The sequence below is a fragment of the Bacillus sp. VT 712 genome (genome assembly GCF_001614195.1).
GTDB classification, from domain to species: Bacteria; Bacillota; Bacilli; order Bacillales; family Bacillaceae_H; genus Priestia; species Priestia flexa.
In genome coordinates this window covers 114,210-137,964 of sequence record NZ_LWBK01000003.1, presented here as the reverse complement: position 1 = coordinate 137,964, position 23,755 = coordinate 114,210, and the positions used below count along the sequence as shown (strand labels likewise).

Below are 23,755 nucleotides of genomic sequence, written 5' to 3'. Positions count from 1 at the left end.
CTATAAAGTTTGTAATTTTGGGCATACTACTAAGAAACTATTACTTACACACATCAATAACAAAATAGTTCATTTAGTGACAATCTATTTTCTATTTTAAATTTTCTAAAATATATTTTTATCCTACATGATTCTGTTCAGCAGTTCAATAAAAACTTTCAGAAAGGAGCAAAACTAACGATGAACATCAGTATGAAGAAAGATGAAGCATGGGAATCTACTTTTTTAAATAAACTTGAGCAAGACGGCTCTTGGTCTGATTGGGAAATGTATAAATTAGCATATGAAATCGAGGAGCAAACGTTAATTACTGAATTTGAAGGTCTGCAAGCACCTCGCCATTTAACAGACCTAACCCCGCATCCACACCAGTTAGAAGTAGCTAAAAAAGTGGTAGAAGAAATGAATGGAAAAGCGATTTTAGCTGACGAAGTGGGGCTTGGAAAGACAATTGAAGCAGGACTCATTTTAAAAGAATATATGATTCGTGGTCTTGTGAAAAAAGCCCTTATTCTTGTACCAGCATCACTTGTATCCCAATGGGCAATGGAACTTAACCATAAATTTTTTATTCCTGCTGTTCCACAAAAGAAAACATACGTGTGGGAGCAATGCGACGTAGTAGTATCATCCATTGATACAGCCAAGCGCTCCCCTCATCGCGAAATTGTATTAGAACAAGATTATGACCTTATCATCATCGATGAAGCTCATAAACTAAAAAATAATAAAACAAAAAACTATGAGTTTGTTCAAAGCTTAAAGAAAAAGTTCTGCTTATTATTAACAGCGACACCAATTCAAAATCGAGTAGAAGAGATTTTCAACTTAGTTTCGTTATTAAAACCAGGCCACCTAGGAAACAAAGATTATTTTGCTGATTTATTTTCTGCTAAGAAACGTTCTGTTCAAAATGATGAGTATTTAAAGGAACTCGTTAACAAAGTGATGATTCGAAACCGCAGGCAAGACACAGGTATTGAATGGACAAAACGAATTGTTCAAACCGTTCCTGTTGAGTTTTCATCTGAAGAACGAGAGTTGTATGATCAAATCACTTCATTTAAGCAACATTCAAATTTACCCAGCAGTTCCTTTGCAATTTTAACATTGCAGCGCGAAGCTTGTAGCAGTCGCGAAGCAGTATTTATGACCTTAAAAAGCATGCTTGAACGCCAAGAGGACGAAAACAGTGAAAAAGCTACTCAGATGCTTAAACCACTCCTTGAAAAAGTACAAACCGTTCCTCAAAATGCGAAAGCAGAAAAGGTAATTGAATTAATTCAACAGATTAATGATAAAGTCATCATTTTTACGGAATATCGAGCAACTCAGCTTTATTTACAGTGGTATTTAAAACAACACGGTATTACATCTGTTCCGTTTAGGGGTGGATTTAAGCGTGGAAAAAAAGACTGGATGAAACAGCTTTTTGAAAGCCATGCTCAAGTTTTTATCGCAACGGAAGCTGGAGGTGAAGGAATTAACCTTCAATTCTGTCACCATATCATTAACTACGACCTACCTTGGAACCCAATGAGATTAGAGCAACGAATTGGACGCGTTCATAGACTGGGTCAACAGCATGATGTGCACATTTATAATCTAGCAATTGAGAATACAGTCGAAGAACATATTTTAAAGCTACTTTATGAAAAAATAAATTTATTTGAGCGTGTTGTTGGTGAGCTCGATGAAATTTTAACCAAACTAGAAATTGATAACATTGAAGATCACATTCAAGATATTCTTCTTCATTCACGAAGTGAAGGAGAAATGAAAATTAAGATGAACAATCTTACATCCATTATTGAATATCACGAAGATGAAGAAGGTGAACAGCATGCAGCAAACTGAAATTCATCAATTTCTCAAAAAATATTTCACGGCACATAACTGTGACTTGACAGAAGACGACCCATCTTATTTGAAGGTTCAGCTTACTATTGAAATGGATAAAGAGCTTATGAACCGACCTTTTTATTGGCATTATATTGAAAAAACAGGCGGGAAACCTAATCCTGCTTCACTTACGTTTATCACCGATCCAACTTATGATGATTCATCTGTACAAGGCGAAAAAATTCACTTTGGCTCACCGCGTTTACATCAAATTTTTGGGTCAGCCCAAAAGTTTGGAGGATTCGTTCACTTATATGAAAAAATGCATTCTCACTCACAATCGCAGCGTTCACTTCAGCCTTGGCTTGCTTTAAATATGAAGGTTTCGTATAAGTGTGACCGAAAAAAAGATGAATTACTATCGCTTGGGTTAAATTTAATTACGGGAGCGATTCTTGATAACTTTCAGCTGATGATGTCCAAACAAAACTTCACGTCAAAGATTCCTGATTATTGCTTTACGCTATCGCCAATTATTCGCCCCAAAAGCGGAATTTCAAGATTATCAGCTTATGTGGAAGATCACATTTCAAAGCAGCCGATGGATTGGGCAAAAAAAGCGCAAGAAAGATGGTATGAAGACCTTGCACTTTTAGATCATTTCTATGAGAATATGGAAGAGCTACCCGAAAGCTATACGACAGAAAAACAGGCTTTACAAGATTTATATGAGCCTGTTATTTTAACGAAAATTGTAAACGGCGGATTGTTTTACTTGTCTGAACAAACTGTTAATCATCACCTTTCACGTCATTTCGTATAAAACATTCTATAAATAAAAAAGGTAAAAAGAGCGCAGGCTACTTTTTACCTTTTTTCGTATTTCGATACCAGATTTGAAATGAAAGAGGAATCATTCCAAACCACCTATTAAAAAACGGATCTCGTGTCTTTTTCTTTTCAATTCGTTTGGTTTTACGAATTTCTTTCGGTTGATCCATATATTGAACAAGCTGCTGCGTTACGTACTTCACGTAGTCGTTTGTTTTCACATCATCATCTCCTACGAACTAGTATATCCTCGCTGAAAAGCTATTAATCAAAAGCAAGAAAACTTTGTGATGATGTAACACATTCTTTCCTGACTAATAATATGATACGTTATATTCTTTTGTAAGAAAGAGGTTGAAACAACTATGAGTCATTCTGGATTTGTTCCTGATAATTCGAATATTAAGAAGACGTCTGGTACACCAAACTTATCGTTTAACTACCAAAACAGCGTATTATTTAAACGAAACACCAACAACATTGCGTATCAAGTAACATCTACACAGCTCCCTGCCATGATCGGTTGAGCTTTTGTAGACTTATATTTAACTAAAGGCTATATGAGAGAACCCCATTGGCACCCAAATGCTTGGGAGTTAGATGTGGTGATTTCTGGAGAAGTCGAGGTATCAATTATAGATCCCGATACGAGCACCCTGCATACGTATCGTATTAAAAAAGGAAATGTAGCATTTATCCCAATGGGTTGGTGGCACTGGATTGAACCATTAACAGAAGAAGCTCACCTTCACCTTTTCTTTAATAACGACCAGTTTGAATCAGCAGAAGGTTCAGACATCCTTCGCTTAACACCTCCTGAAGTGTTTCAAAAAGCTTATAATGTCAACGAAAGCCAAATTAAACAAGCATTGGAACCCACTGATGAAACGGTTGTGATTGGGCCTCCTTTCACTAACCATTCAAAGCGTAATGTAGAACATCATCATGTAAAAGTCAAATATTAATGATAAAGATGTTGAATTTGATGATTAACAACAAAAGACCTTGATTTCTTCATAAACTCAAGGTCTTTTGCTCTATCTCTAAACCCAGGCAATTACCTTACCGCTTTCTCGCTGAAAAGTAATTGTATGAATAAGCTGTCTTTCTTCTTTTGTAGCGCAGCGAACTTGAATAGTCACACTATCCTCTGTCTGCCTTAGTATTTGGTACTTAACGGTTCCTGAATCATAAGTTAGTACCCCATTGCTTTCTTGTGAAAAATTATTTGTTTGAACGTCTGCTTGTAAATCTCGGACTCCTTTTTGCAGTAAATAGTCTAATTCATAGCGCTGATTTACTTCGGCATAAAACGTACTTTTCGTTACAAAATACACCAACTGGTGGGATAGTAAAAATAAAAATAGCGCACTAAAGGCTAGTACAAAGGGAAGCGCAAAACCCGCTTGGTACGCTTTCCTATCTTTATTCAACATCCATAAATGTTTTAATCGTTGTTTCATGAATTTCACCGTGTTTATATACCACCTTAACATGAAGCAGATTACTTTCGTATTTGTACTCAATTAACTTCACAAACTGCAAGACAACTTCATGACCACTCTGGTCAACCCTACGCCGAACCTTATCGTTAAAAGGTTCATACGTAACTAAAGGCTCTCCATCTATTCGTAATGATAAAATTCTTTCGTTAACGCTAACATGATGCGCTCTTCGATACTCCTTTGTTAACTGCTGAATAAAGATTTCCCATTCCATTTCTGTTGCTAGGTCATCAGGGGCATATTTTTGGTTAGCCAATGACAAGACAGGCGGAATAAAGGATACTATTACAAAGAAAATCGTTAAACTAAGCAACATTTCTACTAATGTAAAACCTTTTTGGTTCCTCATTTTAACGTAGATTCACATCTTTCTATGATTTTCTGATTAGTTCTTTTCCAAGAAACACACCACTTTGGAACCGGTTCTTCTTTGAATACAAGGAGGTATTCAACCCCGTTATACATCCTCTTTTCAGAGAGTAAGTGCTTTTGATCAGCATCCGTCATGACTTTTTCATACAAAAGCGCATCTCCTACATACATTCGCTTCTTATCTTTTTCAGCTTGTATTGCTTGAATATATAAAGGAACAATCACAGCGGTGAGCATAATCAGCGCACTGAATGCTACTAGCATTTCCAGTAATGTGAAGCCTGTTTGATTATTATATTTTCGTAACATAAAAGCGTCCTCTTCCAATTTGGAACGTGACCTTATATGTTTCTTTGTTACTTGAAATAAACAAGCTTTTTGCCTGCGAAATATTTCCTTGCTCATTGTATTGAATCGAACTTGTACCACTGCTAAACACAACGCGAATATTCGAATGATAACCTCTTTGCATAATGGGCCTTTCAGCTCCAATCTTAAGCAACAAATATCGGGAGTTGGCTAGCTCAAATGTAAGCCTTGCCGGACGCTGAGTAGTGATGGCTATTTGTTGCGTATAAAAGGTATCTGCTTGAAGTTGTCGTAAAAATGAGGTTAACTGATAGTGGGCCATAAGAGGTTTTAAATTGATGACGATGATTAACACCATAACTTGCACAATGGCTAACACGATTAAGGACTCGATTAGCGTAAAGCCTTTTTGATTCATTTTACGAGTTTCCATCACTCGCTGATACGCGTCCATCCGTACCTATTGTAATTTTCGAACCATTTGGACACACCGTTCCTTCTTTTAAGTATCCTCCGCTTTCAAGCTCGTTTAAAGTAGGCTTTGTTCCGTTTTCAAGCTCATACACCTGCACTTGTGCTTCCACTGTTTTCACTAAAGCCGAGCATCCTTTATTGTTAATAACAGCGTTATGCTTTAATACATTTGGCACCATAATAAGCAATAGCACTGTAATAACTAACATAACAATGAGCATCTCAATTAAAGTAAAACCTTTCTCATTTTTTAACATGTTTGAATCCCCTTTATAAACTCGACATAATTTCTAGCATTGGCATCATGACTGACATATACATAAGTAGAATAACGATACCAATAAAGGCGAACGTAATGGGCTGAACATATTTGAGAATGTGAAAAACCCATTCTTCCATTCTCTCAACCATATATAGGCTGTAGTCGTACAATTCTTTTGCTAAATCCCCATTTTTTTGTCCATGAACAACGACCTCTGCTAAATCTTTTTGATAATAAGGACGTGTTTGTAAAATTTGATTAAGAGATTTTCCAGCGGCAAGTTCTGTTGTGAAAAGCTTAGCTTCTTCTCTAAAAAAAGGATAGTGTTGCTGCAGCTGAAAGAGCGAGAGACACTCATAAATTGATAGTCCACCTTTTAATAAATTACTCGTATGAACCGCGAAAAAATAGGAGTTAAACAGCTTAGTGAACTGCTTCATAAAAGGAATTTTCATCAAAATGTTCATTTTCTTTACAGGAGCAAGCTTTTTTGTACTAATAAGATACAGACCTCCTATTAGCAACAAGGTTCCAGAGATTCCAAGAAGTGCGTGTGGAAAGTAAGACATAGTCGACATAAAGATAAGAAGAAATGGTGATTGTTCGTGTCCCATTGTTTTATAAAGAGACTGAAAATGCGGTAACAAAACGGTGCTTAATATAAATAAAATCCCAAGGATGAAACTTAAAAGTAAAAGTGGATATTGTACTAGCTTTTGAAATCGTTTCTTGTTTTTTATCTTCTCACTTAGCATATGACTACTTTCTTTTAGCGCAAAATGAAGATCTCCATGCTGTTCAGCAAAATAAAGGTAGCTTAATACGTCTCGGTGAAACTTCAGTTTTAGAAGACAGCTGTGCAAAGACTCGCCTTGACGCATTGCCATTAAACAAGCATCCACATCGCTACGCTGCTTCGCTGATAGCTGGAATGCTATAAACGATAAAGCTTGAGATAGCGTATATCCTTTTTCAACAAGCTTCGATAACTGACTTAAAACTTTAGCTTGTTTGGAAAGTCCCCAATGTTTGTTTGATGTCTTTCGTTTAATAAGACCCCCACCCATCTAGCGCATGTGAATACAAATACCCAAGCGCAATACCTTTTCGAATTGCATCTCTTAGTCGTGCATAATCATATTGAAATTCCTTTCCTTTCACTTCATTAATTACTTCGTTTACTTCCCTTCCATATAGAAGCTCATACACGCTAGCCTGTCTATTTAAACGCTCTTTCTTACATAGCGGATGACATCTTCCTTCACAAAAATTACATTTTATTTCGACTAATCGCTGTGCAGCTACGGCTACCAACGTTTGTTCAATTTCTTGAATACTAACACCAAACTCAAGCAATCGATAAATAGAGCCTTTTGTATCTTTCGTATGCATAGTTGTCAGTACTAGATGACCGGTTAAAGCTGCGCGAACCGCAATTTGAGCTGTTTCAGCGTCGCGGATTTCCCCGACCATAATAATATCAGGGTCATGACGTAAAATTGCTTTTAAACCTGTTGCATACGTGATGCCAGCTCGTTCATTCACTTGTACCTGCAGTACTTTTTCACTCTGCTGTTCAATTGGATCTTCAAGCGTAATGACATTTCGATTTAATAAATGGTTGACCTCATGAAGTAACGTATACAAAGTTGTTGTTTTACCGGATCCTGTTGGCCCAGTAAACACAATTAATCCATGTGAATGCTTAAGCAGTGAAATAAGTTTTTTGGTATGATTTTGAAAAAGTGATAAATATTTAAGAGAAGTTGTTTGCGTTTGGGGTAATACACGAATAACGAGACTTTCATCCTGCAATGTAGGTAAAGTGGATAAACGTAGATTAACTTTAATATGATCGATTGTTGTAGACAGTGCACCATTTTGAGGCTTTCGTCTTTCACCAATATCCATGCTCCCTAAAAATTTAAAGTGGGAAATGAGTCGTTCAGATACCTCTTTTGGGAGCGTTTGATGAGCAACCAAATCTTGATCAACTCTTAGCTGAATTATGGCATCTCTAGCTCGAGGGATAATGTGAATATCCGAGCTCTTCATCTCACATGCTTCACGAATCATGCGTGTGGCTAATTGTTCAATTTCATTCAATGAGCATCTCTCCTTATTCTGTCATATTTAAGCATATTTCTTGGTAGTGTTAGTTGAAATTCGACTTATTTAGTGAAATTCCTTCTTTTTTTAAAATTTTTTCTTTCTTTTTAAACGATTGGCTCGGAACTAATTTTTTCATAAAGCATAAAAAAACGATAACGATTTATTTACCTTCAATCGTTATCGCTTATCCATCTACCATAACAACTCTCATCATCCCACCATTGATGAAACCTTTTTTTGCTTTTTTACGAGGTTTTTTAACGCGGATTCATTGTATCCTACTACAAGCTTTTTACCATCTGTTAAAATGGGTCTTCTAAGAAGTCTTGGTTGCTCCATTAACAAATGAACGACTTCCGAAATCGTCATGCTTTCTACATCGACATCTAAATTTTTATCTTCTTGACTCCGCTTAGCTAAAATTTCATCAATACCTTCAGTTGTCATTGATAATAATTCAAGCATCTCTTCATAAGTAGGAGTTTCGCGAAAGAGGTGGCGCTGATTGAAATTAACTTCTTGCTTTACAAGCCATTTTTTCGTCTTACGACAAGATGTACAACTTGGATACGTATAAAACATAACTGATTCCATTTTATATCCTCCTGTAAGGTCGTTTAATCAATTTATACACATCGTACATGTTTTGTATAACTATTGTACACTATTTTGTTTTATTTTTATGCTTTTTTTCAAAAAGATTCGCTGAACAAAAAAGATAACGTTTTCATCAAACAATAAATGTACTATAATGGAAAAGAATTACTTATCTTTCTACACAATTTCAACAAGCATGCTTAGATTATATTTACAATTGGATAAATTGTACTTTATAATTAATAATTGACAAGTGGGATAAAGGAGGCAACAAACATGGAACGTATGTACCGTGTAATGGGGTTTTGGACAGGGATCTTTGCAGTCATGTTTTACCTTGGACATATGCCACAAACATCCTTGCTCTTTTTAGCTCAAACAGGTTTTTTTGTCTTACTAAGCTATTTAAAACTATCAGAACGTATGTACATCTATGTGTTTGGTGCTTATTTAACAGTATTCTTTGTAGGGTTTACTTACTGGAGTACATTTATGATGACGCCAGGCGGACAATAATGATAAAAAAGAAGCAGCGATGGATTCATCGCTGCTTCTTTTTTAAAATCCATTTAAAAACGGATTGTGATCCATTTCCTGACCAATTGTTGTTTCTCCACCATGCCCAGATAAAACTAACGTTTCTTCAGGCAGTACCAAAAGCTTTGTATGAATGCTCTTCAGCAACTGTTCATGATTTCCATCATGTAAATCGGTACGCCCAACACTTCCTTCAAACAGTGCATCTCCTGAAATAACTAACTCTGCTTCTTTAAAGTAAAGAGATACGCTCCCTGGCGAGTGACCTGGCGTTTCATATAATTCAAACGAAAATGACCCAATTGTTGTGCTGCCCTCTCCGGCAAACAGCGTCACATCAGATTGAACAGTTACTTCTCCTAGACCAAAAAAAGTGGAACCATTTACTGCTGGGTCTTTTAACCAAGATTTTTCTTTTTTATGAACATATATAGGGATAGAGAAATGTGATGCTACTTCATCCACTCCACCAATATGATCAAAGTGCGCATGAGTTAATACCACTGCTTGTGGTTTATATTGTTGCTTATGTATGAGTTGATTAAGTTTTTTTCCTTCGCCGCCTGGGTCAACAATTAAGCATTCTTTGTCATCATTCACAAGTAAATAACAGTTTGTTTGTATAGGTCCTAATGGTACGCGATGATATTTCATCAGCAGCGCCTCCTTATCTTTCTCAGTTCATTGTCTCTATGCTTTATCATACACATAAATCTAGGGAAATGAAAACCCTAGAACATTGTTTTGCTAATTTTCCACCTCGACAAATCGTTAGAAAAGTTTTACAATAAAGAAGTTAGAAGTATGTTAGCGCTTTACTTTCAATCCTTACAAATAAGGAGGTTGTTTCATGGGACTAATGATTATATTAGGCTTAACAACATTATTAGGTATTTTTGCCGCTATTTCATCTTTGCGCAATAAAAACTTCCTTGGAGTAGGCTTTGCTGTGGCAACGTTTGCTGTATTTGGTTGGTTTACGGTTATGACTATTTTACATCATGGATATCCAGCAGCTCATTAACGAATGAGTATAAAGAAAAGCGCCTCTTTGATAGGCGCTTTTATTACGATTATATTTTATTTACATGCAAGGATATTCATTGCATTAGCAAGAATTGATTCTGTTTTTGGATATAAAATGTGAAACTGCGATAAAGGAATTGGGTTAATTCCTTTACCAAGTTCAAGCGTGAAGCCTAACTTTCCAGTTTCAAGAATGAACCAATCCTTATACCCCGCGTGACTATCAATTGTTCTCACTGCTCGGTATCCGCTCACTTTCTCAAAATACTCCGCCATCTCTTTCGCTTCCATTGGCTCTTTGTTCATATATCCCCAGTAAAACTCTTCACCTTGGGTATGCAGCGCAATTACACAGTCAAATTGATATCGTTTTGCAACCTGAACCATCGCTTTAGCCTCAGGCTCAGATAAAGGAGCATAGCCAGGGAAATCTCGAAAGTGTGGTGACTTTGGAATTTTACGTTCTCTTTCAATCTCCCAATATGCAGGGAATTGATTATTTAAATCCACCCCTCTAATGTTTGCTTTCCACCCCTGAAAATCATTAACCTCCCTTCCTATATAAGGAATAAACGCTGAGTACGCCTCATGTGCATTAATTCCATCTATAACTAAGTTAACACCGTCTGGATTTACAATTGGTACAATAGACAAAGTAATATTTTCATATAAAAGCTGAGCATCAATTCCAGCAACGCGTTCTCCTCGATAAATGGCTCGTAAATACGTTTCTAGAAATTTCATTAGTGCGTTTGTTGTAATCCACTCGTTCGCATGAAATGAAGCATTTATATGTACAACATGGCTTCCATGACCAATGAGTAGATGTGGAATCTGTTTTCCAAGTACGCTTCTTCCAATACTTTCAATCCTTCCATAAGGGTACTTAGAAATTAATCGATAGAGGTCAGTTATCGTTCGCTCATAGTTATAAGGAATACATTCATTCACAATGGTCATCATATCACGCTCCTCTTTATTATCTATATGTTAAAACTATGATGGAGAATGAACAAAAAAAGAGTTTGGGACATAACAAAATGATTACTTCTAAAAGACGAACAATAGATGTTCCCATCTCTTTGGTTTGTCTCAACACGTTCGTTCCATTGCGCTACGGCCACTCGCTTTCCGCGGGGAGGAACCTGAGCTTCCTCGCTGCGCTGCGGGATCTCAGTTTTCCCTCTCTTTCCCGCAGGAGTCGAGTGTCCTACGCTCCATTCCACCCTGTTTCCAACATTGTTTTCACAATCAACCAAAAAAACCTGAACGATTAAAAGTTATGAACTCTCAATCGTTCAGGTATAGTAAGGACTGAACTACTTATGTCTCAGTCTCTTTTTTCTTATTTCTTATCAGTTTCTTCTTGCTTTTTATCTGGACGATAAGTTGTTCCATCATAGAAACGTAGAAGATCTCCATATACAATCTGGTCGGAGTAATCTAACTCTTGTTTTGCTTTTTCCATATAAGGTTCACAGTTACTTCTATCTGTTTCCTGCTCAGTAGACTTATCGTAACATTTATCACTAGTATACACGTACTTATCTGTAATAAAACTTCCGTCACGAAGGACAGTAAAGTCTAACTTATCCTCGGAAAACATATCTGTTCCAAATTGAACGTGATTATCCGTAGTTATACCTAATAAGTGTAAAATAGTTGGTTTTAAATCAACTTGGCCTGAAACTTTTGAGATTGTTTTATTATCAGTTTCTCCAGGAATATGAATCGCCATAGGCACTCGCTGTAGCTGTGTCCATACATAAGGCGTTACTTCTTTTCCTAGATATTTTTCCATTGCTGCGTTATGGTTTTGTGAAATACCATAGTGGTCACCATATACAACGATAATTGAATCCTCATACAATCCTTCGTCTTTTAACTTTTGAATAAATTGTTTAAACGCTTCATCTTGATAACGTAATGTTGGGAAGTAGCGATTTAACGTGCGACTGTTTGAATCATACTCATCAACCATTCGATCTTCTTCATCTAGCTCAAATGGGAAGTGGTTTGTTAACGTAATGAATTTTGAATAAAAAGGCTGTGGTAATGTTTTCATGTGTTCCACAGATTGTTCAAAGAATTCTTTGTCCTTTAAGCCCCATCCTACAGAATTTTCATCTGTTACGTTGTAATCATTAATATTAAAGAATCGATCGTAACCAAAGTTAGGGTATACAATATCTCGGTTCCAGAAGCTACTGTTATTTGCGTGGAAAACAGCAGAGTAGTAACCTTCTTCTTTTAATATTTCAGGCGTTGCATTAAATTCATTAGTTCCATGCGTAAAGAATACCGATCCACGCCCTAGTGGGTACAGTGAATTGTCTAATAAGAACTCACTATCAGCAGTCTTTCCTTGTCCTGTTTGGTGATAGAAATTATCAAAGTAATAGCTCTCTTCAATAAAGTCATTCAAAAACGGCGTAACTTCTTCACCGTTTATCGTATTATTTACAACAAAACTTTGAGTAGACTCTAGTGAAACAACAATTACGTTTTTCCCTTTTGCTTTTCCAAACATATCAGGGTTTGGCTCTTTTTGATTTGCTTTTAAATAATTTTCTGTTTCAACAAATTCGCTACTATCAGCAAATGCTCGTTGGGCTTTTGTCTTTGACTGCAGTACAATATCGTAAATATGATAGTTGTACGTACCGATATTTTTCACCAGCATTTCACGATCAAATGCACGAGTTAATAGTTCTGGACGTTCTGTTTCAGCTAAAGCCAAGTTTGAAATAAATACGGCCACCACTGCAATATAAAAAGCAAACCTTGTTTTACGAGTAGTCGGCTCGTCTACTTTATTGTTTGCTTTAAATAAAGAAGCAAGGACTGCTAGGAAAATTACGTCTACGAACATTAAAACATCCGTCAACTTAAACAACTCAAACGCACTATTTCCTAAGTCTCCCATGTTACTTGTTTGAAAAAGAACGGGTAACGTTAAGAAATCATTAAAGAAACGATAGAACATTACGTTTGCAAATAAAATAAAGGAAACTATGAAACTAGTAGTTAAAACGTAAGCCTTAGCTCCTTTACGTGTTTTAAAGAATAAACCTGCCCCTAGAATAAGCAATAAAAAGCTCAGTGGGTTTATAAACAATAGAAACTCTTGTGTCGAATTCTCAATTGTAATATCAAACTGTGTTTTATAAACAATATATGTTTTTATCCAAAGCAAAACGACAGCAGTAAGAATAAACGACAACTTTGACAATGAAATTTTGTCTTTCATCAAGGACCTCCTTATCCACTGTTTTCAGACACCGTAAATGTCATATAACGACCCTAATCTTAATGTTTTTTTTACAAAAAAGCAAATAATTTATAACATATTACCTTTATAATTGAAATGTTATAATCAGATTAGATACTTCTCTTTTTCTACGTTTTTTCTTCTAAAAAGTTTCAAAAAACATAATTAAGATAATTTACCAAAGAGATAAGATAATCCTTCTTTTATTTTACATAAAAAAGAGAGTGGTAGAACCGTCTACCATTCTCTTTTTTTAGTTTACGCCTATTTATACATATGTTTTAACTAACCATGCCCCACCAATAATTCCTGCATCATTACCAAGTGTAGCAATTGCCAACTCTGCTCCTTCAGCTACTCTTGGGAACGCAAACTTTTTAAAGTAAGACTTCACTGGATCGAGCAACACATCTCCTGCACGTGATACACCGCCTCCAAGGACAATTTTCTCGGGGTTCAATGCGTTAGCCGAATTTGCAAGTGCTAGTCCTAAATGAAACGCCACTTTGTCAACCACTTCTCCAGCTAATTCATCGTTTGCACGGGCAGCATCAAAAACGTCTTTAGCAGTAATTTGATCATGCTCATCTAGAAGTGTACGAAGGGTGCTTGACTTATCCGTATTCACCACTGCTTCCATCGCTAATCGAACAACACCTGTTGCAGAAGCAATTGTTTCTAAACAGCCTGTTTTCCCACAGTTACATGGCGCTCCACCCTCAGGCACCGATGTAATATGTCCAATTTCACCAGCCGCACCGTTTACTCCTTGAACGATTTCACCGTTTGCAATAACCCCTCCTCCTACACCTGTTCCAAGCGTTACGCATAGTAAATCTTTCGCTCCGTCTCCTGCACCTTTCCACATTTCACCAATTGCCGCAATGTTTGCATCATTGTCCACTACTACAGGCAAAGAAGTTTCCACTTCTAGAATATCTTTAATAGGGAATTTTTCCCACCCTAAGTTAACTGCTACTTCAATCGAACCGTTTGCAAAATTCACTGGACCTGGAGCACCGATACCAATCCCCATAAGTTTCGACTTGCTTTCTCCTAAGTTCACGACTTCTTTGTCGATTGCTTTTGCAATATCCGTTGGGATTTTTCGCCCTTGTTCGCTAATATCCGTTGGAATTTCCCATTTATGAATCACTTCTCCGTATTGATTAACAAAAGCCATCTTAATTGTTGTACCGCCTAAGTCAACACCAACTAACCATTTATCATCCATTTTTTTACTCATCCTTTTTCCTTTTGTTTTTGTAATTCTTGTCTAAGCAATAAAATTGCCATTTGATAATCTTGTGTTTCAATCAACTTTGATTGATATAGCTCTCGTATCTCTGTTTCCATTAACTCTATATCAGCTTGACGATTACCAATATATATAACAATTCCAAACGATTTTAAAAGTTGTTGCACATCGTATAACGTGTTCATCTCTTCACCTGCATATAGTCATAAAATAATGAGACCATTTAATCCTATCTAGTTTATTTTAGTAAACGTTCTCACAATAGTAAAGCAGAAAATCTTAAGTACTCTGTCTATTTTTATCAATTTAATTTCCGTTGTAAATCTTGATATTCTTTGTTAGCTGGTTCTATTTCTAATGCCTTTTCTACGTTTTCCTTCGCTTCATCCACATGATTTAACTCTGCATTCAATAGAGCTAAGTAGTAGTAGCCTTCATGAAAGTTAGAGTCTAACCTCACAGATTCTTTTAGCTCTTGTTCCGCTCGTTCATATTCTTTTAGCTCAGTGTAAGCATATCCTCTTAAATAGTAAATCAATGCATTGTTTGTATCCCGTTCTACAAAGCTATCTAACGATTTAATTGCTACTTCATATTTTTTTTGTTTAATATACTCGCTTGCTAAGCTGAGAGCGTATGGCTCGTCTGCTGTTGTTGTTCGAATAGAAAAACCATAGTATAACAAGCCCAGTACGAGCAATACGGTTGATACAAATGCTGGTATCTGTACGTATAACTTTGGTTTTTTCGGCAAACTAACAATGCTGGCAGCTAAGAATCCACCAACAAGCCCACCGATATGTCCTGCATTATCAATTCCTGGTACTACTAAACCAAAGATAAGGTTAATGACGATAAGAGCTAACACATTATAACCAATTGTCCGAAAGAAGACTCTTGGATTTGTACGTGCTAAAAAAAGTAGCGCACCAAAGCAGCCAAATATTGCGCCTGAAGCTCCTGCTGATAAGTTTGAAGTCCATACAAAGCTTCCTAAAACGCCTGCAAAGCCTGCTGCTGTATAGATGAACAAAAAGCGTGCGCTACCATACATTCTTTCTACTAACGTTCCTAAATAATAAAGAGCTAAGCTGTTCATTAATAGATGAAAAACACCAATATGTATAATGATTGGCGTAAAGAAACGCCACCACTCTCCCTCTAAAATAAGAGGATTGTACTTTGCACCATACTCAATGAGAGTTAACGGATCTTCGCTACTTCCTTTCCACTCTAAAAATAGAAACATTAAAATTTGAGCAACAAGAAAAATGTATGTAAAGAAAGGCTTTCCATATTGAAACAACCTCTCTTCTTCTTTACGCTCTGTATTCATCTGACTTAACACTTCATAGCGTATTTGATGAGCTTGATGAAGAAACTGTTCTTCTGAATACCCTTCAACATTTGGTACTGCTAAGTCTAAATGTGAAAATAGCGACTCTATTTCATAAACTTGCTCTCCCACATACCTTTCTAATTTCACCTTCACCTTTTTTAACTGAAGATTTTTTTGCTCTCTTCCATCGTATTGCAAAGGTTCAAAATCTATTATGTATATATTATGAAAGATTATTCTACGCTGAAACCGTTGCTTTCGTAGTCCCTCAGCACGCTCGAACGCTAGCACTTGATCTTTTTGAAGATCGTTCTCCCAGCTAAAGCTTTTACGCGCCACTCGAAACGTTGTTTTTTCACCGTGTACTTTACAATCAAACCACACTTCTGTTCCATCACGATTCGTATGTATAATCGAACATTCTTTATTATGTTGTACTGCATGAACCAAGGACCAATAATAATAATCTTGCATGGCTGACATCCATTATGCACCCCCTATTATTTTCTCTTTATTACCATCGCAAAAAACCCTTAAAAAATCAATCTTTTCTCTGCATAATAAAAGCACTTTATAAGTGGACTTATAAAGTGCTTTTATTATGCGTTGCATTTAGCGAAACACTTGATTCATTAAACGCTCCCGCACGTAAGGCATATTAAAAAATGAACGAACTGCTAAGCTACGTAAAAACGAATTACGAAAAAACACGTTAACTAAACGATATCTTATTTGATATACAACATAACCGATTAAAAGTACACTAAGCCATCCTATAAAACGTTTCATTTCGCTAAACCTCCTTACGATTTAGCATGCACAGTTTAACCTACTTTATCCCGTGGCTTTACATAAGATAAAAAAAATCCCTCCAAGAATTGTAGCAAATATAACGGATAACAAGTTAACAGCGTCATTATTGCAGTAATTCCATCCCTTTTCATAAAGAGTTGGAATCCCACAGTGCTGTTCTTTTTCAGTTTGCAAAAAACAGACCGAACAGCGGTATCTTAGCTGAATTGTCGCTCCTAAAAACGTATCAATAAGGTTTCCTAAAAAGCCAAACATACTAATAAATAAGCACTCTATAATTGATAACTCGGGAAAAGCATAGAAAGCAGTAGCTGCAATAATCAAAGATCCACCGATACCCGCTGCTGTTCCAAGTATCGAAATGGCTCCTGACGTTCCTGGATCTACCTGTTTAAAGGTTAAAATAAAGACTGGTTTTTTTTTACTTAATACGCCAATTTCAGAAGCCCACGTATCGGCATTAGCCGCTGCTAAACTAACGGCAAACATCATTAAAAAGACGTGGGATTCAAAGCTAAAGAATAAAAGAGCACTCAGCGCTGCAACCCCACCATTTGCAGCTACCTGTATATGATCACGCTGATCATGCTTAGCTACTTTTTCTTCCACTAGTTTCTTTTTGACTTTTTTATATTGACTAAAAAACGTAGATGTTCCAAAAAACATCCCTAACAGTAATAGACCTTTTAATTCAAAACCAATATAAATGCTAATACCAACAGCAGCAGCCATAATGGCACCTGACCTTGACAAAACACTAAGTACATATCCTATAAAGGATACAAAACAAATGATTACATAAATAAGAAAACTATTTATGAGCACAATGTATAATCTCCTCATCTGTAATAATAGCGTCCACCGGGATATCATGGGATTCAACCGGTACACGTTGTACGATTTGTTCATGAAAAGCCAAGCTTACCTTCATTTGTTCATAATCGACGAGAAAGCGATCATAATAGCCTCCTCCATATCCAATTCGATAACCATTTGAACTAAATACGACACCTGGTACAAGAATGAGATCAATTTCACTCTTTTTAATAAGCTCTGTTTGTAATTCAATTGGTTCCTGCAAATTAAAATATACAACTTCTAGCTGAGAGAAAGATGTAATTTTCCGAAAAATCATTTCATTTTGCTCGGAAATGCACTTTGGAACAGCGATAGTTTTTCCTTGAGACCAAGCTGTTTCAATTAGTCGTTTTGTATCTACTTCTTGTCCTCTAGAAATCGTTATTGCAATTACATCAGCATCTTTCCACCAGGTAGTATCTAAGAGCCGCTTTGTAATCAACATGGATTTTGCATTGTATGTACCTGCTGTCGATAAGTTCAATAACGTCTGCTTCATTTTACGTCGCATGTCCGCTTTATTCATCTTTTCACTCCTCACACTGATATTTATATAAAAAAAACAGCAGGAATATTCTCCTACTGCTTACTTAGTTTCACGGTGAAGTGTTACTTTTTTAAGTCTTGGGCTATATTTTTTCAACTCAAGACGATCTGGGTTGTTACGCTTATTTTTAGTTGTGATGTAGTTACGATCACCAGTTTCAGTACAAGCTAATGTAACGTTTACGCGCATCTATTTTCCCTCCAAACATTATAAACATAAATCAGACTTTACTATAATATCATTTTTTACTTCGGAATGCCAGTCTGTTTTTCTAACTAACACAGTTAATTTTTGATTATATTATTTCTTTTCATCTCTAATACAAGGTAAAGCGAGTATTTTTCAACTAATAAATTCCTTATAAAGATTATTTTTCTAAAATTCTTTCTTTTGTTTTTGCACTCTAAGTGAAAATTGATTCATAAACTTTGCGATACTAAAAAGAGGCTTAGTCTTCACATCAAACACACGCGCGACGGCTCCGCTTTCGGCTTTATCGTTTAAAAGCACACTTTCTCTTTCAAGAATCATCCCGTGTTCCAACGCAACATCATATAAAAAGCAGTTCTTTTTTACAATAACATCATTCATCAAAACACTTTTTCGAATTGTTGCGTTACTATTAATGTGACTGTTTTTCCCGATAACAGCCCACGGACCAATTGTACATCCCGATCTGATTTGTACCTCTTCTCCAATATAAACAGGAGGAATGACCTTCACATCCTCTGCAATAACAGCAGTGTCTGAAATATGGTTCAAACTATTAGAACCAAACAATTTTTCATATAAATCATAATGTGCCTGCCTATAATGATGAAGCTGCCCGATATCAATCCAATAGTTTGCGGTTGTATAATGATAGACTTTACGATTATTCTTTAACAGTGCGGGAATAACATCAAAGCTAAAGTCAACTGCTCCTTCACGGCTAATACTGTTTAAAATTGATTTATGAATTACATAAATACCAGTATTAATTAAGTTTCCAGTTGCTTCGTATTGCTTTGGCTTTTCAATAAAACGCGTGACCTCATTTTTGTCATTCGCAGATACGAGTCCGTAATGTGTAACATCTGGCACAAGCTTCGTCACAATTGTCATTTCACTTTGATGTTGACGATGAAACGCAATGACGTTAGCTAGATTTAAATCCGTTACAGCATCGCCACTAATGATGATGCATTCTTCTTCAATAAACCAATCTGCTTTTTTGACTCCCCCCGCTGTTCCAAGAGGCATCTCTTCAATAAAATAAGTAATTGAGACCCCCCACTTCTTTCCATCTCCAAAGTAATTCATAATCTGTTCGGGTAGATACTGTAGCGTAATGCCAATTTCATTAATTCCATACTTTTTTAAGAGTTCAACTATATATTCGATAACAGGATATTCATAGAGTGGAAGCATCGGTTTTGGAACGTCGTTTGTTAACGGCTGTAAACGCGTTCCTCTACCACCAGCAAGTATAATGGCTTTCAACGCTTTTCCTTCCTCCTTTTACTCTGTTTGATTTGATCTTGAAACAATGCGCTTGTATCCAGTGCAATTTGTTCCCAACTAAACATCGTAGTTGCCTCAACATACCCTTTTTCACTAATTTCTTGAATCAGTTGTGAATCTGTGATCACAGTGAAAACGCAATGAATTAACTCTTCGACAACCCCAGGTTTGAACGTAAGTCCGGTTACCCTATGATTAACGATATCTTTTAAACCACCCGTTTCAGAAACAATTGTAGGTTTTTTCGCCACCATTCCTTCTAATGCTACAATACCAAATGGTTCATAAAGACTTGGGAAGATTACTCCGGTACTTAAGTGTAGCAAGCAGTTTCGTTCTTCATCCGTAATATAGCCAATAAATTTAATATACTGATCTAGGTTTCGATTTTTAATTTGTTGTTGAAATTCATGCAAGAGGGGCCCTTTACCCGCAATAATGAACTGAATATCAATATCTACCTGTTTAAAGTATTCTGCAGCTTGAATTAAAAGCTGAAAGCCTTTTTCATAAACAATGCGACCAATTGAAAAGAAGATAGGTGCATTTCGCAGCTTAAACTTTCCTTTGACCGCTACTTCTTTTGAACGATTAACGACACTAGCAACCATGTGCTGATCAATGCCGTTTGGAAAAATTGAAATGCGCTCTGGCTCTATATTAAACAATTCCATTATTTCTTTTTTCATATAGGTACTGCATACAATAATGGCTGTGGACTCATGAACAAGCTCTTCTTCACGCTGGTGAATTCTTTGCTGCATTTCATTATGAATGCCATTATTCCGTCCATGCTCTGTTGCATGTATTGTTGTAATGAGCGGTTTTTTCACATGGCTAGCGATACCCTGTGCTGCTGTACCAACCAACCAATCATGAGCATGAATTACTTGAAACGGCGTAGCTGCTGCTAAACGAATACCTTCTAATGCCATCGCTACATTTAAACTATTTACCCACGTAAGAAAGTCAGCATGATGAGGTTGCAAACTTTTTACTCGATAGACATGAACACCATACATACATTCATACAAAGGTAGCCCTTCTACAAATGCGGTAATAACGACCACATAGTGGCCAGATTTCGCCAAAGCTCTGGATAAATCAAAAACATGTCGAGCTAACCCTCCGATAACAAGGGGTGGATATTCCCAAGCTAGCATTAAAATCGACATATTTCCCGGTAAATATAAGGAGATATCTTTCTTGGTCTCTTTATAAGCAATCCCGCATTCTTTCACCACATCGGGAACCCATTGTAAATATTCATTCTTCATTACTTTTTGTTCTTCAACATGACATAACTGGTTAAATAATTTTAACTGCCGGTTATAGTCATCTTTGGAGTGAATTAACCACTCGCTAGACGCCAAGATAATCCATGTATGCGCTAATTCTTTTTTCCTCTCAAGTTTATGCAGTTTATTATTAACCTTGCTTAACTTTACTTCTGTCTGCTGCATCGTCTTATAAAACCAGCTGTTTTCCTCTGTGATTGGTTGATTATATCTAGATGACTCATGCTTAGGTGAAATCTTCACTAATTTCTGTTGATTGTTTATATCTTTTACACATTGATATAGTAGCTTTCCATCCTTTAAACTTCGTAAACCTGTGTCACTTTTTGAAATGACAGGTAATAGCGCGTCATGCTTAAGAAGGAATATACCGCTTGATGAAGTATACAGATTGACTCCGTAGTCGTGCTGTACCTCAATACAACTATATTCAACGTTATGCGCTTTCAATAACTTATCAATTTCATACGTATAATCTCCATTTGGCAAGTAAAACCCTTTAGGCCTTTGCCCCAGGTATTTATTAAATAGCTCAATTGCAAGGCTAATCTGTAAATGGTATCCTTTAGATGTTTTTAATAGGGATGGACACCTCGTAGTTATAGGTATTGCTATACACTCTATAATTTGTTCATCCTGATAATACTTTAACGCGTCAAGCAATCTTCCATCCCACTGCTTCAGAGTATCAACAAATTGACCTTGACGTTGTATGAAGTGATTAAATCGTTGATTAAAGCCATTATGATCCAAAATTCCTAAAATTAAAGAAGAGAGAATAATTGAAGCACCTTTTAAGCCATTATTTTGAATGTAATGTACAAGTGGGAGATACTTTCTAACTAAATGCTCAAATAATGCTTTTTCATTCGCTTCACTCCAATGAACCATGTCATAGACTGGGTCTTCCATATTAATTACTAGGCAATTAAAGTCATTCATCACTTTGATTCACCTTGTTCCACTCATTTGTATAATAAGAATACGTGCTAAAGCAGTCATCATGAACATAATCCGTTTGCGGTGCATTTTCACTCCAGGACCACTTCGTTTGATCCAATTGCTTAGGTTCTATACTTGTTCCCAGCTGAACTCTACTTGAACGTATCAGTGCAAAGAAATGGTGTTCGTATACGCCCACATCTACAACATATGTACAGTTCGTATCCATATCTTTTAAGAATGCTTCTGTCTGATTGCTGTACACCTCTAAAAGCGTATGACGCTTTGATTGATGCCCATCAAATGTGACGCTAAGACCGGTTACATCATAAATACACAGAGCAAATGCCAGATCATTCCATTTCTTTTGATACATCTTTTCCACCATTTCCTGAATAGCGTCAGAAAAAGACCAATGTACATACAAAGCTGAAGCGTTTACTCGATTTACAACGCATACATCCAATTCATTTACTTTTGTCTTCAAAGCCTCACCACTTTACTTAAGATATACTTATTGTCATATTACCACTAAGAAAAAACTGTAACAATAAACACAATTTGTCGATTTATGGTATCATAGATTGATTTTATCTTTTGTAAGAGGTGAACCACATGTTATATGCTTTTATTACCCTAATTGCACTTTCCCTATTTTTACTTTTATTTTCTTTTTTAAAGGAAACAAAAATACAATCCGTAGAAAAACAGCTAGAGCACCTTTCATTGACTGTTCTACAAGATCAATATCAAACCACTAAGCGCTTAGATTTGTTAGAAGAAGCCCTATTATCTGACGAAGATCCTGATACAGCAACTCATTCGGCCCATGCTAATGCTCTACCTCCAAACCAGCAGCATCTTCATAAAGAAGACGTAAAACGACTGCTTAACGTACAAGGAGTAAATCGCCATGAATAGTTTAACGATACGAGGATTTGCTATTGGGATATTAACAGCCACTTCAATTTTAGCTGTCGTTTATGTTATTCAAGAGAAAAACGCTACTTCTTTGAAAATTAGCGATGCTGATCTACATGCTTATGCAGAGGACCACCAGTATGTATTAATTAAAAAGAAAGAATACGAAGATTCATTAAAACCTGCTTTTGAGAAGCAAGAGACTAAATCTAAAACAAGTGAAGTATCAATCTCTATAAAAGCAGGAATGTCTAGTTTAGATATTGCACATACATTAGTAAACAATCATATTATTGATTCGACTGATGAATTTGAGAATCTCGTTGCTCAAAAAAATGCGAGCACAAAATTCCAAGTTGGTACCTATACGCTTACATCGAATATGAGTTTAGAGCAAATTGTTAACACTTTAACAAAATAAGAAGCGCCCAGCATTAGCTGAGCGCTTCTTATTTTGTTATTCATTTAAGTCATAGCGTTTTCCTTTTACTAAGTAAAATACGCTTTCTGCTACGTTTGTTGTATGATCTGCCATTCTTTCCAAGTAACGAGCAATAAATAACAGCTGCGTAATTTGATTCATAGCTTCTTGCTTTTCTTTCGCAAGGTTAAGCAGCTCTTTAATGGTAATTCCGTAAAGCTCATCTACTTCATCATCCATTTCAGCAACTTTTTTAGCAAGGGTTAGGTCCTCTTCATGATATGCCTTTAATGACAAGCTAAGCATTTCAATTGAAATAGCATGCATCTTTTTCACATGCTCTAGCGGCTTAATTAAGTCTTCTTTTCCAATTCGAATTGCTGATTTAGCGATGTTCACTGCAAAATCTGCCATACGCTCAACGTCAGAAGCAATCTTAATAGCTACAATAACTCTTCTTAAATCAGTGGCAACTGGCTGCTGTTTTGCAAGCAATAGAATAGCTAAGTCATTAATCTCTTCTTCAAGTTGATCAATTTCCGTGTCACCATCAATAATCTCTAGCGCTAAATCGACATTTTGCGTTTGTAAAGCTTCAATAGCTTTTGCTAACGCTTCTTCTGTTAACCGACCAATCTCTAAAAGCTTTTCACGTAAAATTTTTAAATCAGCATGAAACTTTTCACGTACAACCATGTAGTCCATCTCCTCTTAATT

At 36.3% G+C, this 23,755-nt stretch carries 29 protein-coding genes and 1 pseudogene; 7 read left to right on the top strand and 23 right to left on the bottom strand.

Going from position 1 to position 23,755, the window contains the following annotated elements; all coding sequences use genetic code 11:
• Positions 1 to 180: 180 nt before the first annotated feature.
• Both A2U94_RS02365 and A2U94_RS02360 read left to right on the top strand, forming a co-directional pair.
• The gene (locus tag A2U94_RS02365; protein WP_025911546.1) at positions 181 to 1,857 is read left to right on the top strand and encodes a DEAD/DEAH box helicase; all 1,677 of its coding nucleotides are present in this window, start codon (positions 181 to 183) and stop codon (positions 1,855 to 1,857) included.
• The gene (locus A2U94_RS02360) at positions 1,844 to 2,665 is read left to right on the top strand and encodes a YqhG family protein (RefSeq protein WP_025911547.1); all 822 of its coding nucleotides are present in this window, start codon (positions 1,844 to 1,846) and stop codon (positions 2,663 to 2,665) included. The genes A2U94_RS02365 and A2U94_RS02360 overlap by 14 nt, the downstream gene beginning before the upstream one ends.
• A gap of 37 nt (positions 2,666 to 2,702) precedes the next feature.
• Here the strand turns inward: A2U94_RS02360 and A2U94_RS02355 are convergent, their stop codons facing one another.
• The gene (locus A2U94_RS02355; RefSeq protein WP_025911548.1) at positions 2,703 to 2,894 is read right to left on the bottom strand and encodes a YqzE family protein; all 192 of its coding nucleotides are present in this window, start codon (positions 2,892 to 2,894) and stop codon (positions 2,703 to 2,705) included.
• 144 nt (positions 2,895 to 3,038) lie between these two features.
• Here A2U94_RS02355 and A2U94_RS02350 point away from each other — a divergent pair.
• A pseudogene (locus A2U94_RS02350) lies at positions 3,039 to 3,638 on the top strand (cupin domain-containing protein).
• Positions 3,639 to 3,716: 78 nt separating this feature from the next.
• Here the strand turns inward: A2U94_RS02350 and comGG are convergent.
• The 8 genes from comGG to A2U94_RS02310 form a co-directional block, all read right to left on the bottom strand.
• Entirely contained in the window at positions 3,717 to 4,136 is a 420-nt protein-coding gene (gene comGG, locus A2U94_RS02345; RefSeq protein WP_025911549.1) for a competence type IV pilus minor pilin ComGG, read from the bottom strand.
• Positions 4,099 to 4,527, bottom strand: coding sequence for a competence type IV pilus minor pilin ComGF (comGF, locus tag A2U94_RS02340; RefSeq protein ID WP_025911552.1), 429 nt, complete (start codon positions 4,525 to 4,527; stop codon positions 4,099 to 4,101). Before comGF ends, comGG begins: the two co-directional genes overlap by 38 nt.
• A complete protein-coding gene (locus A2U94_RS02335) occupies positions 4,524 to 4,859 on the bottom strand; it encodes a type II secretion system protein (protein WP_025911553.1) in 336 nt (111 codons plus the stop codon). Before A2U94_RS02335 ends, comGF begins: the two co-directional genes overlap by 4 nt.
• A complete protein-coding gene (comGD, locus tag A2U94_RS02330; protein ID WP_231882727.1) occupies positions 4,843 to 5,313 on the bottom strand; it encodes a competence type IV pilus minor pilin ComGD in 471 nt (156 codons plus the stop codon). Before comGD ends, A2U94_RS02335 begins: the two co-directional genes overlap by 17 nt.
• Positions 5,279 to 5,590, bottom strand: coding sequence for a competence type IV pilus major pilin ComGC (comGC, locus tag A2U94_RS02325; RefSeq protein WP_025911556.1), 312 nt, complete (start codon positions 5,588 to 5,590; stop codon positions 5,279 to 5,281). Before comGC ends, comGD begins: the two co-directional genes overlap by 35 nt.
• A gap of 13 nt (positions 5,591 to 5,603) precedes the next feature.
• Positions 5,604 to 6,662, bottom strand: a complete 1,059-nt coding sequence (gene comGB, locus A2U94_RS02320; protein WP_025911558.1) for a competence type IV pilus assembly protein ComGB — start codon at positions 6,660 to 6,662, stop codon at positions 5,604 to 5,606.
• Positions 6,643 to 7,701, bottom strand: coding sequence for a competence type IV pilus ATPase ComGA (comGA, locus tag A2U94_RS02315; protein ID WP_025911559.1), 1,059 nt, complete (start codon positions 7,699 to 7,701; stop codon positions 6,643 to 6,645). Before comGA ends, comGB begins: the two co-directional genes overlap by 20 nt.
• A 216-nt stretch (positions 7,702 to 7,917) precedes the next feature.
• Entirely contained in the window at positions 7,918 to 8,301 is a 384-nt protein-coding gene (locus tag A2U94_RS02310) for a Spx/MgsR family RNA polymerase-binding regulatory protein (protein WP_025911560.1), read from the bottom strand.
• A gap of 279 nt (positions 8,302 to 8,580) precedes the next feature.
• Between A2U94_RS02310 and A2U94_RS02305 the strand changes: the two genes are divergently transcribed.
• Positions 8,581 to 8,820, top strand: coding sequence for a DUF2626 domain-containing protein (locus A2U94_RS02305; protein ID WP_025911561.1), 240 nt, complete (start codon positions 8,581 to 8,583; stop codon positions 8,818 to 8,820).
• Between the two features lie 42 nt (positions 8,821 to 8,862).
• Here the strand turns inward: A2U94_RS02305 and A2U94_RS02300 are convergent, their stop codons facing one another.
• The gene (locus tag A2U94_RS02300; RefSeq protein ID WP_025911563.1) at positions 8,863 to 9,495 is read right to left on the bottom strand and encodes an MBL fold metallo-hydrolase; all 633 of its coding nucleotides are present in this window, start codon (positions 9,493 to 9,495) and stop codon (positions 8,863 to 8,865) included.
• Positions 9,496 to 9,691: 196 nt separating this feature from the next.
• Here A2U94_RS02300 and A2U94_RS20390 point away from each other — a divergent pair, with 196 nt between their 5' ends.
• On the top strand, positions 9,692 to 9,865 hold the full coding sequence (locus tag A2U94_RS20390) for a DUF2759 domain-containing protein (protein WP_025911564.1): 174 nt from the start codon (positions 9,692 to 9,694) through the stop codon (positions 9,863 to 9,865).
• A gap of 56 nt (positions 9,866 to 9,921) precedes the next feature.
• Here A2U94_RS20390 and A2U94_RS02295 read toward each other — a convergent pair whose 3' ends face one another.
• From A2U94_RS02295 to A2U94_RS02245, 12 genes are all read right to left on the bottom strand, one after another.
• Positions 9,922 to 10,830 carry a M14 family metallopeptidase gene (locus A2U94_RS02295; RefSeq protein WP_231882726.1) on the bottom strand — a complete coding sequence of 303 codons (909 nt, stop codon included), beginning with the start codon at positions 10,828 to 10,830 and terminating at the stop codon, positions 9,922 to 9,924.
• A 382-nt stretch (positions 10,831 to 11,212) separates the two neighbouring features.
• A complete protein-coding gene (locus A2U94_RS02290) occupies positions 11,213 to 13,117 on the bottom strand; it encodes an LTA synthase family protein (RefSeq protein WP_025911566.1) in 1,905 nt (634 codons plus the stop codon).
• A gap of 289 nt (positions 13,118 to 13,406) precedes the next feature.
• Positions 13,407 to 14,372, bottom strand: a complete 966-nt coding sequence (locus tag A2U94_RS02285) for an ROK family glucokinase (protein ID WP_025911568.1) — start codon at positions 14,370 to 14,372, stop codon at positions 13,407 to 13,409.
• An 8-nt stretch (positions 14,373 to 14,380) separates the two neighbouring features.
• Entirely contained in the window at positions 14,381 to 14,581 is a 201-nt protein-coding gene (locus tag A2U94_RS02280; protein ID WP_025911569.1) for a YqgQ family protein, read from the bottom strand.
• Positions 14,582 to 14,697: 116 nt separating this feature from the next.
• Positions 14,698 to 16,218, bottom strand: coding sequence for a rhomboid family protein (locus A2U94_RS02275; RefSeq protein ID WP_025911570.1), 1,521 nt, complete (start codon positions 16,216 to 16,218; stop codon positions 14,698 to 14,700).
• A gap of 129 nt (positions 16,219 to 16,347) precedes the next feature.
• Positions 16,348 to 16,524: a protein YqgO gene (gene yqgO, locus A2U94_RS21430; RefSeq protein ID WP_167556106.1), complete on the bottom strand. Its 177-nt coding sequence runs from the start codon at positions 16,522 to 16,524 to the stop codon at positions 16,348 to 16,350.
• A 45-nt stretch (positions 16,525 to 16,569) separates the two neighbouring features.
• Entirely contained in the window at positions 16,570 to 17,391 is an 822-nt protein-coding gene (locus A2U94_RS02270; protein WP_035321355.1) for a DUF92 domain-containing protein, read from the bottom strand.
• Entirely contained in the window at positions 17,360 to 17,932 is a 573-nt protein-coding gene (locus tag A2U94_RS02265; RefSeq protein WP_025911572.1) for a 5-formyltetrahydrofolate cyclo-ligase, read from the bottom strand. Before A2U94_RS02265 ends, A2U94_RS02270 begins: the two co-directional genes overlap by 32 nt.
• A 60-nt stretch (positions 17,933 to 17,992) precedes the next feature.
• Positions 17,993 to 18,142, bottom strand: a complete 150-nt coding sequence (gene rpmG, locus A2U94_RS02260; RefSeq protein WP_013059189.1) for a 50S ribosomal protein L33 — start codon at positions 18,140 to 18,142, stop codon at positions 17,993 to 17,995.
• Between the two features lie 186 nt (positions 18,143 to 18,328).
• Complete coding sequence (locus A2U94_RS02255; protein ID WP_025911575.1) at positions 18,329 to 19,435, bottom strand: nucleotidyltransferase family protein; 1,107 nt, start codon at positions 19,433 to 19,435, stop codon at positions 18,329 to 18,331.
• Positions 19,432 to 21,696 (bottom strand): glycosyltransferase, encoded by a 2,265-nt coding sequence (locus tag A2U94_RS02250; RefSeq protein ID WP_025911576.1) that lies wholly within the window; start codon positions 21,694 to 21,696, stop codon positions 19,432 to 19,434. Before A2U94_RS02250 ends, A2U94_RS02255 begins: the two co-directional genes overlap by 4 nt.
• Entirely contained in the window at positions 21,689 to 22,183 is a 495-nt protein-coding gene (locus tag A2U94_RS02245; RefSeq protein WP_025911577.1) for a DUF4912 domain-containing protein, read from the bottom strand. Before A2U94_RS02245 ends, A2U94_RS02250 begins: the two co-directional genes overlap by 8 nt.
• A gap of 128 nt (positions 22,184 to 22,311) precedes the next feature.
• Between A2U94_RS02245 and A2U94_RS02240 the strand changes: the two genes are divergently transcribed.
• Complete coding sequence (locus A2U94_RS02240; RefSeq protein WP_025911579.1) at positions 22,312 to 22,617, top strand: hypothetical protein; 306 nt, start codon at positions 22,312 to 22,314, stop codon at positions 22,615 to 22,617.
• Positions 22,610 to 23,038: an endolytic transglycosylase MltG gene (locus tag A2U94_RS02235; RefSeq protein WP_025911580.1), complete on the top strand. Its 429-nt coding sequence runs from the start codon at positions 22,610 to 22,612 to the stop codon at positions 23,036 to 23,038. Before A2U94_RS02240 ends, A2U94_RS02235 begins: the two co-directional genes overlap by 8 nt.
• A gap of 36 nt (positions 23,039 to 23,074) precedes the next feature.
• Here A2U94_RS02235 and phoU read toward each other — a convergent pair whose 3' ends face one another.
• Positions 23,075 to 23,734: a phosphate signaling complex protein PhoU gene (gene phoU / locus A2U94_RS02230; RefSeq protein WP_025911582.1), complete on the bottom strand. Its 660-nt coding sequence runs from the start codon at positions 23,732 to 23,734 to the stop codon at positions 23,075 to 23,077.
• Positions 23,735 to 23,755: the final 21 nt, after the last annotated feature.

Coding starts and splice junctions, on each gene's coding strand:
- A2U94_RS02365 (WP_025911546.1), top strand. CDS start 181: ATGAACATCAGTATGAAGAAAGATGAAGCATGGGAATCTACTTTTTTA.
- A2U94_RS02360 (WP_025911547.1), top strand. CDS start 1,844: ATGCAGCAAACTGAAATTCATCAATTTCTCAAAAAATATTTCACGGCA.
- comGG (WP_025911549.1), bottom strand. CDS start 4,136: ATGAAACAACGATTAAAACATTTATGGATGTTGAATAAAGATAGGAAA.
- comGF (WP_025911552.1), bottom strand. CDS start 4,527: ATGAGGAACCAAAAAGGTTTTACATTAGTAGAAATGTTGCTTAGTTTA.
- A2U94_RS02335 (WP_025911553.1), bottom strand. CDS start 4,859: ATGTTACGAAAATATAATAATCAAACAGGCTTCACATTACTGGAAATG.
- comGD (WP_231882727.1), bottom strand. CDS start 5,313: ATGGACGCGTATCAGCGAGTGATGGAAACTCGTAAAATGAATCAAAAA.
- comGC (WP_025911556.1), bottom strand. CDS start 5,590: ATGTTAAAAAATGAGAAAGGTTTTACTTTAATTGAGATGCTCATTGTT.
- comGB (WP_025911558.1), bottom strand. CDS start 6,662: ATGGGTGGGGGTCTTATTAAACGAAAGACATCAAACAAACATTGGGGA.
- A2U94_RS02310 (WP_025911560.1), bottom strand. CDS start 8,301: ATGGAATCAGTTATGTTTTATACGTATCCAAGTTGTACATCTTGTCGT.
- A2U94_RS02305 (WP_025911561.1), top strand. CDS start 8,581: ATGGAACGTATGTACCGTGTAATGGGGTTTTGGACAGGGATCTTTGCA.
- A2U94_RS02300 (WP_025911563.1), bottom strand. CDS start 9,495: ATGAAATATCATCGCGTACCATTAGGACCTATACAAACAAACTGTTAT.
- A2U94_RS20390 (WP_025911564.1), top strand. CDS start 9,692: ATGGGACTAATGATTATATTAGGCTTAACAACATTATTAGGTATTTTT.
- A2U94_RS02295 (WP_231882726.1), bottom strand. CDS start 10,830: ATGATGACCATTGTGAATGAATGTATTCCTTATAACTATGAGCGAACG.
- A2U94_RS02290 (WP_025911566.1), bottom strand. CDS start 13,117: ATGAAAGACAAAATTTCATTGTCAAAGTTGTCGTTTATTCTTACTGCT.
- A2U94_RS02285 (WP_025911568.1), bottom strand. CDS start 14,372: ATGGATGATAAATGGTTAGTTGGTGTTGACTTAGGCGGTACAACAATT.
- A2U94_RS02280 (WP_025911569.1), bottom strand. CDS start 14,581: ATGAACACGTTATACGATGTGCAACAACTTTTAAAATCGTTTGGAATT.
- A2U94_RS02275 (WP_025911570.1), bottom strand. CDS start 16,218: ATGTCAGCCATGCAAGATTATTATTATTGGTCCTTGGTTCATGCAGTA.
- yqgO (WP_167556106.1), bottom strand. CDS start 16,524: ATGAAACGTTTTATAGGATGGCTTAGTGTACTTTTAATCGGTTATGTT.
- A2U94_RS02270 (WP_035321355.1), bottom strand. CDS start 17,391: ATGAGGAGATTATACATTGTGCTCATAAATAGTTTTCTTATTTATGTA.
- A2U94_RS02265 (WP_025911572.1), bottom strand. CDS start 17,932: ATGAATAAAGCGGACATGCGACGTAAAATGAAGCAGACGTTATTGAAC.
- rpmG (WP_013059189.1), bottom strand. CDS start 18,142: ATGCGCGTAAACGTTACATTAGCTTGTACTGAAACTGGTGATCGTAAC.
- A2U94_RS02250 (WP_025911576.1), bottom strand. CDS start 21,696: ATGAATGACTTTAATTGCCTAGTAATTAATATGGAAGACCCAGTCTAT.
- A2U94_RS02240 (WP_025911579.1), top strand. CDS start 22,312: ATGTTATATGCTTTTATTACCCTAATTGCACTTTCCCTATTTTTACTT.
- A2U94_RS02235 (WP_025911580.1), top strand. CDS start 22,610: ATGAATAGTTTAACGATACGAGGATTTGCTATTGGGATATTAACAGCC.
- phoU (WP_025911582.1), bottom strand. CDS start 23,734: ATGGTTGTACGTGAAAAGTTTCATGCTGATTTAAAAATTTTACGTGAA.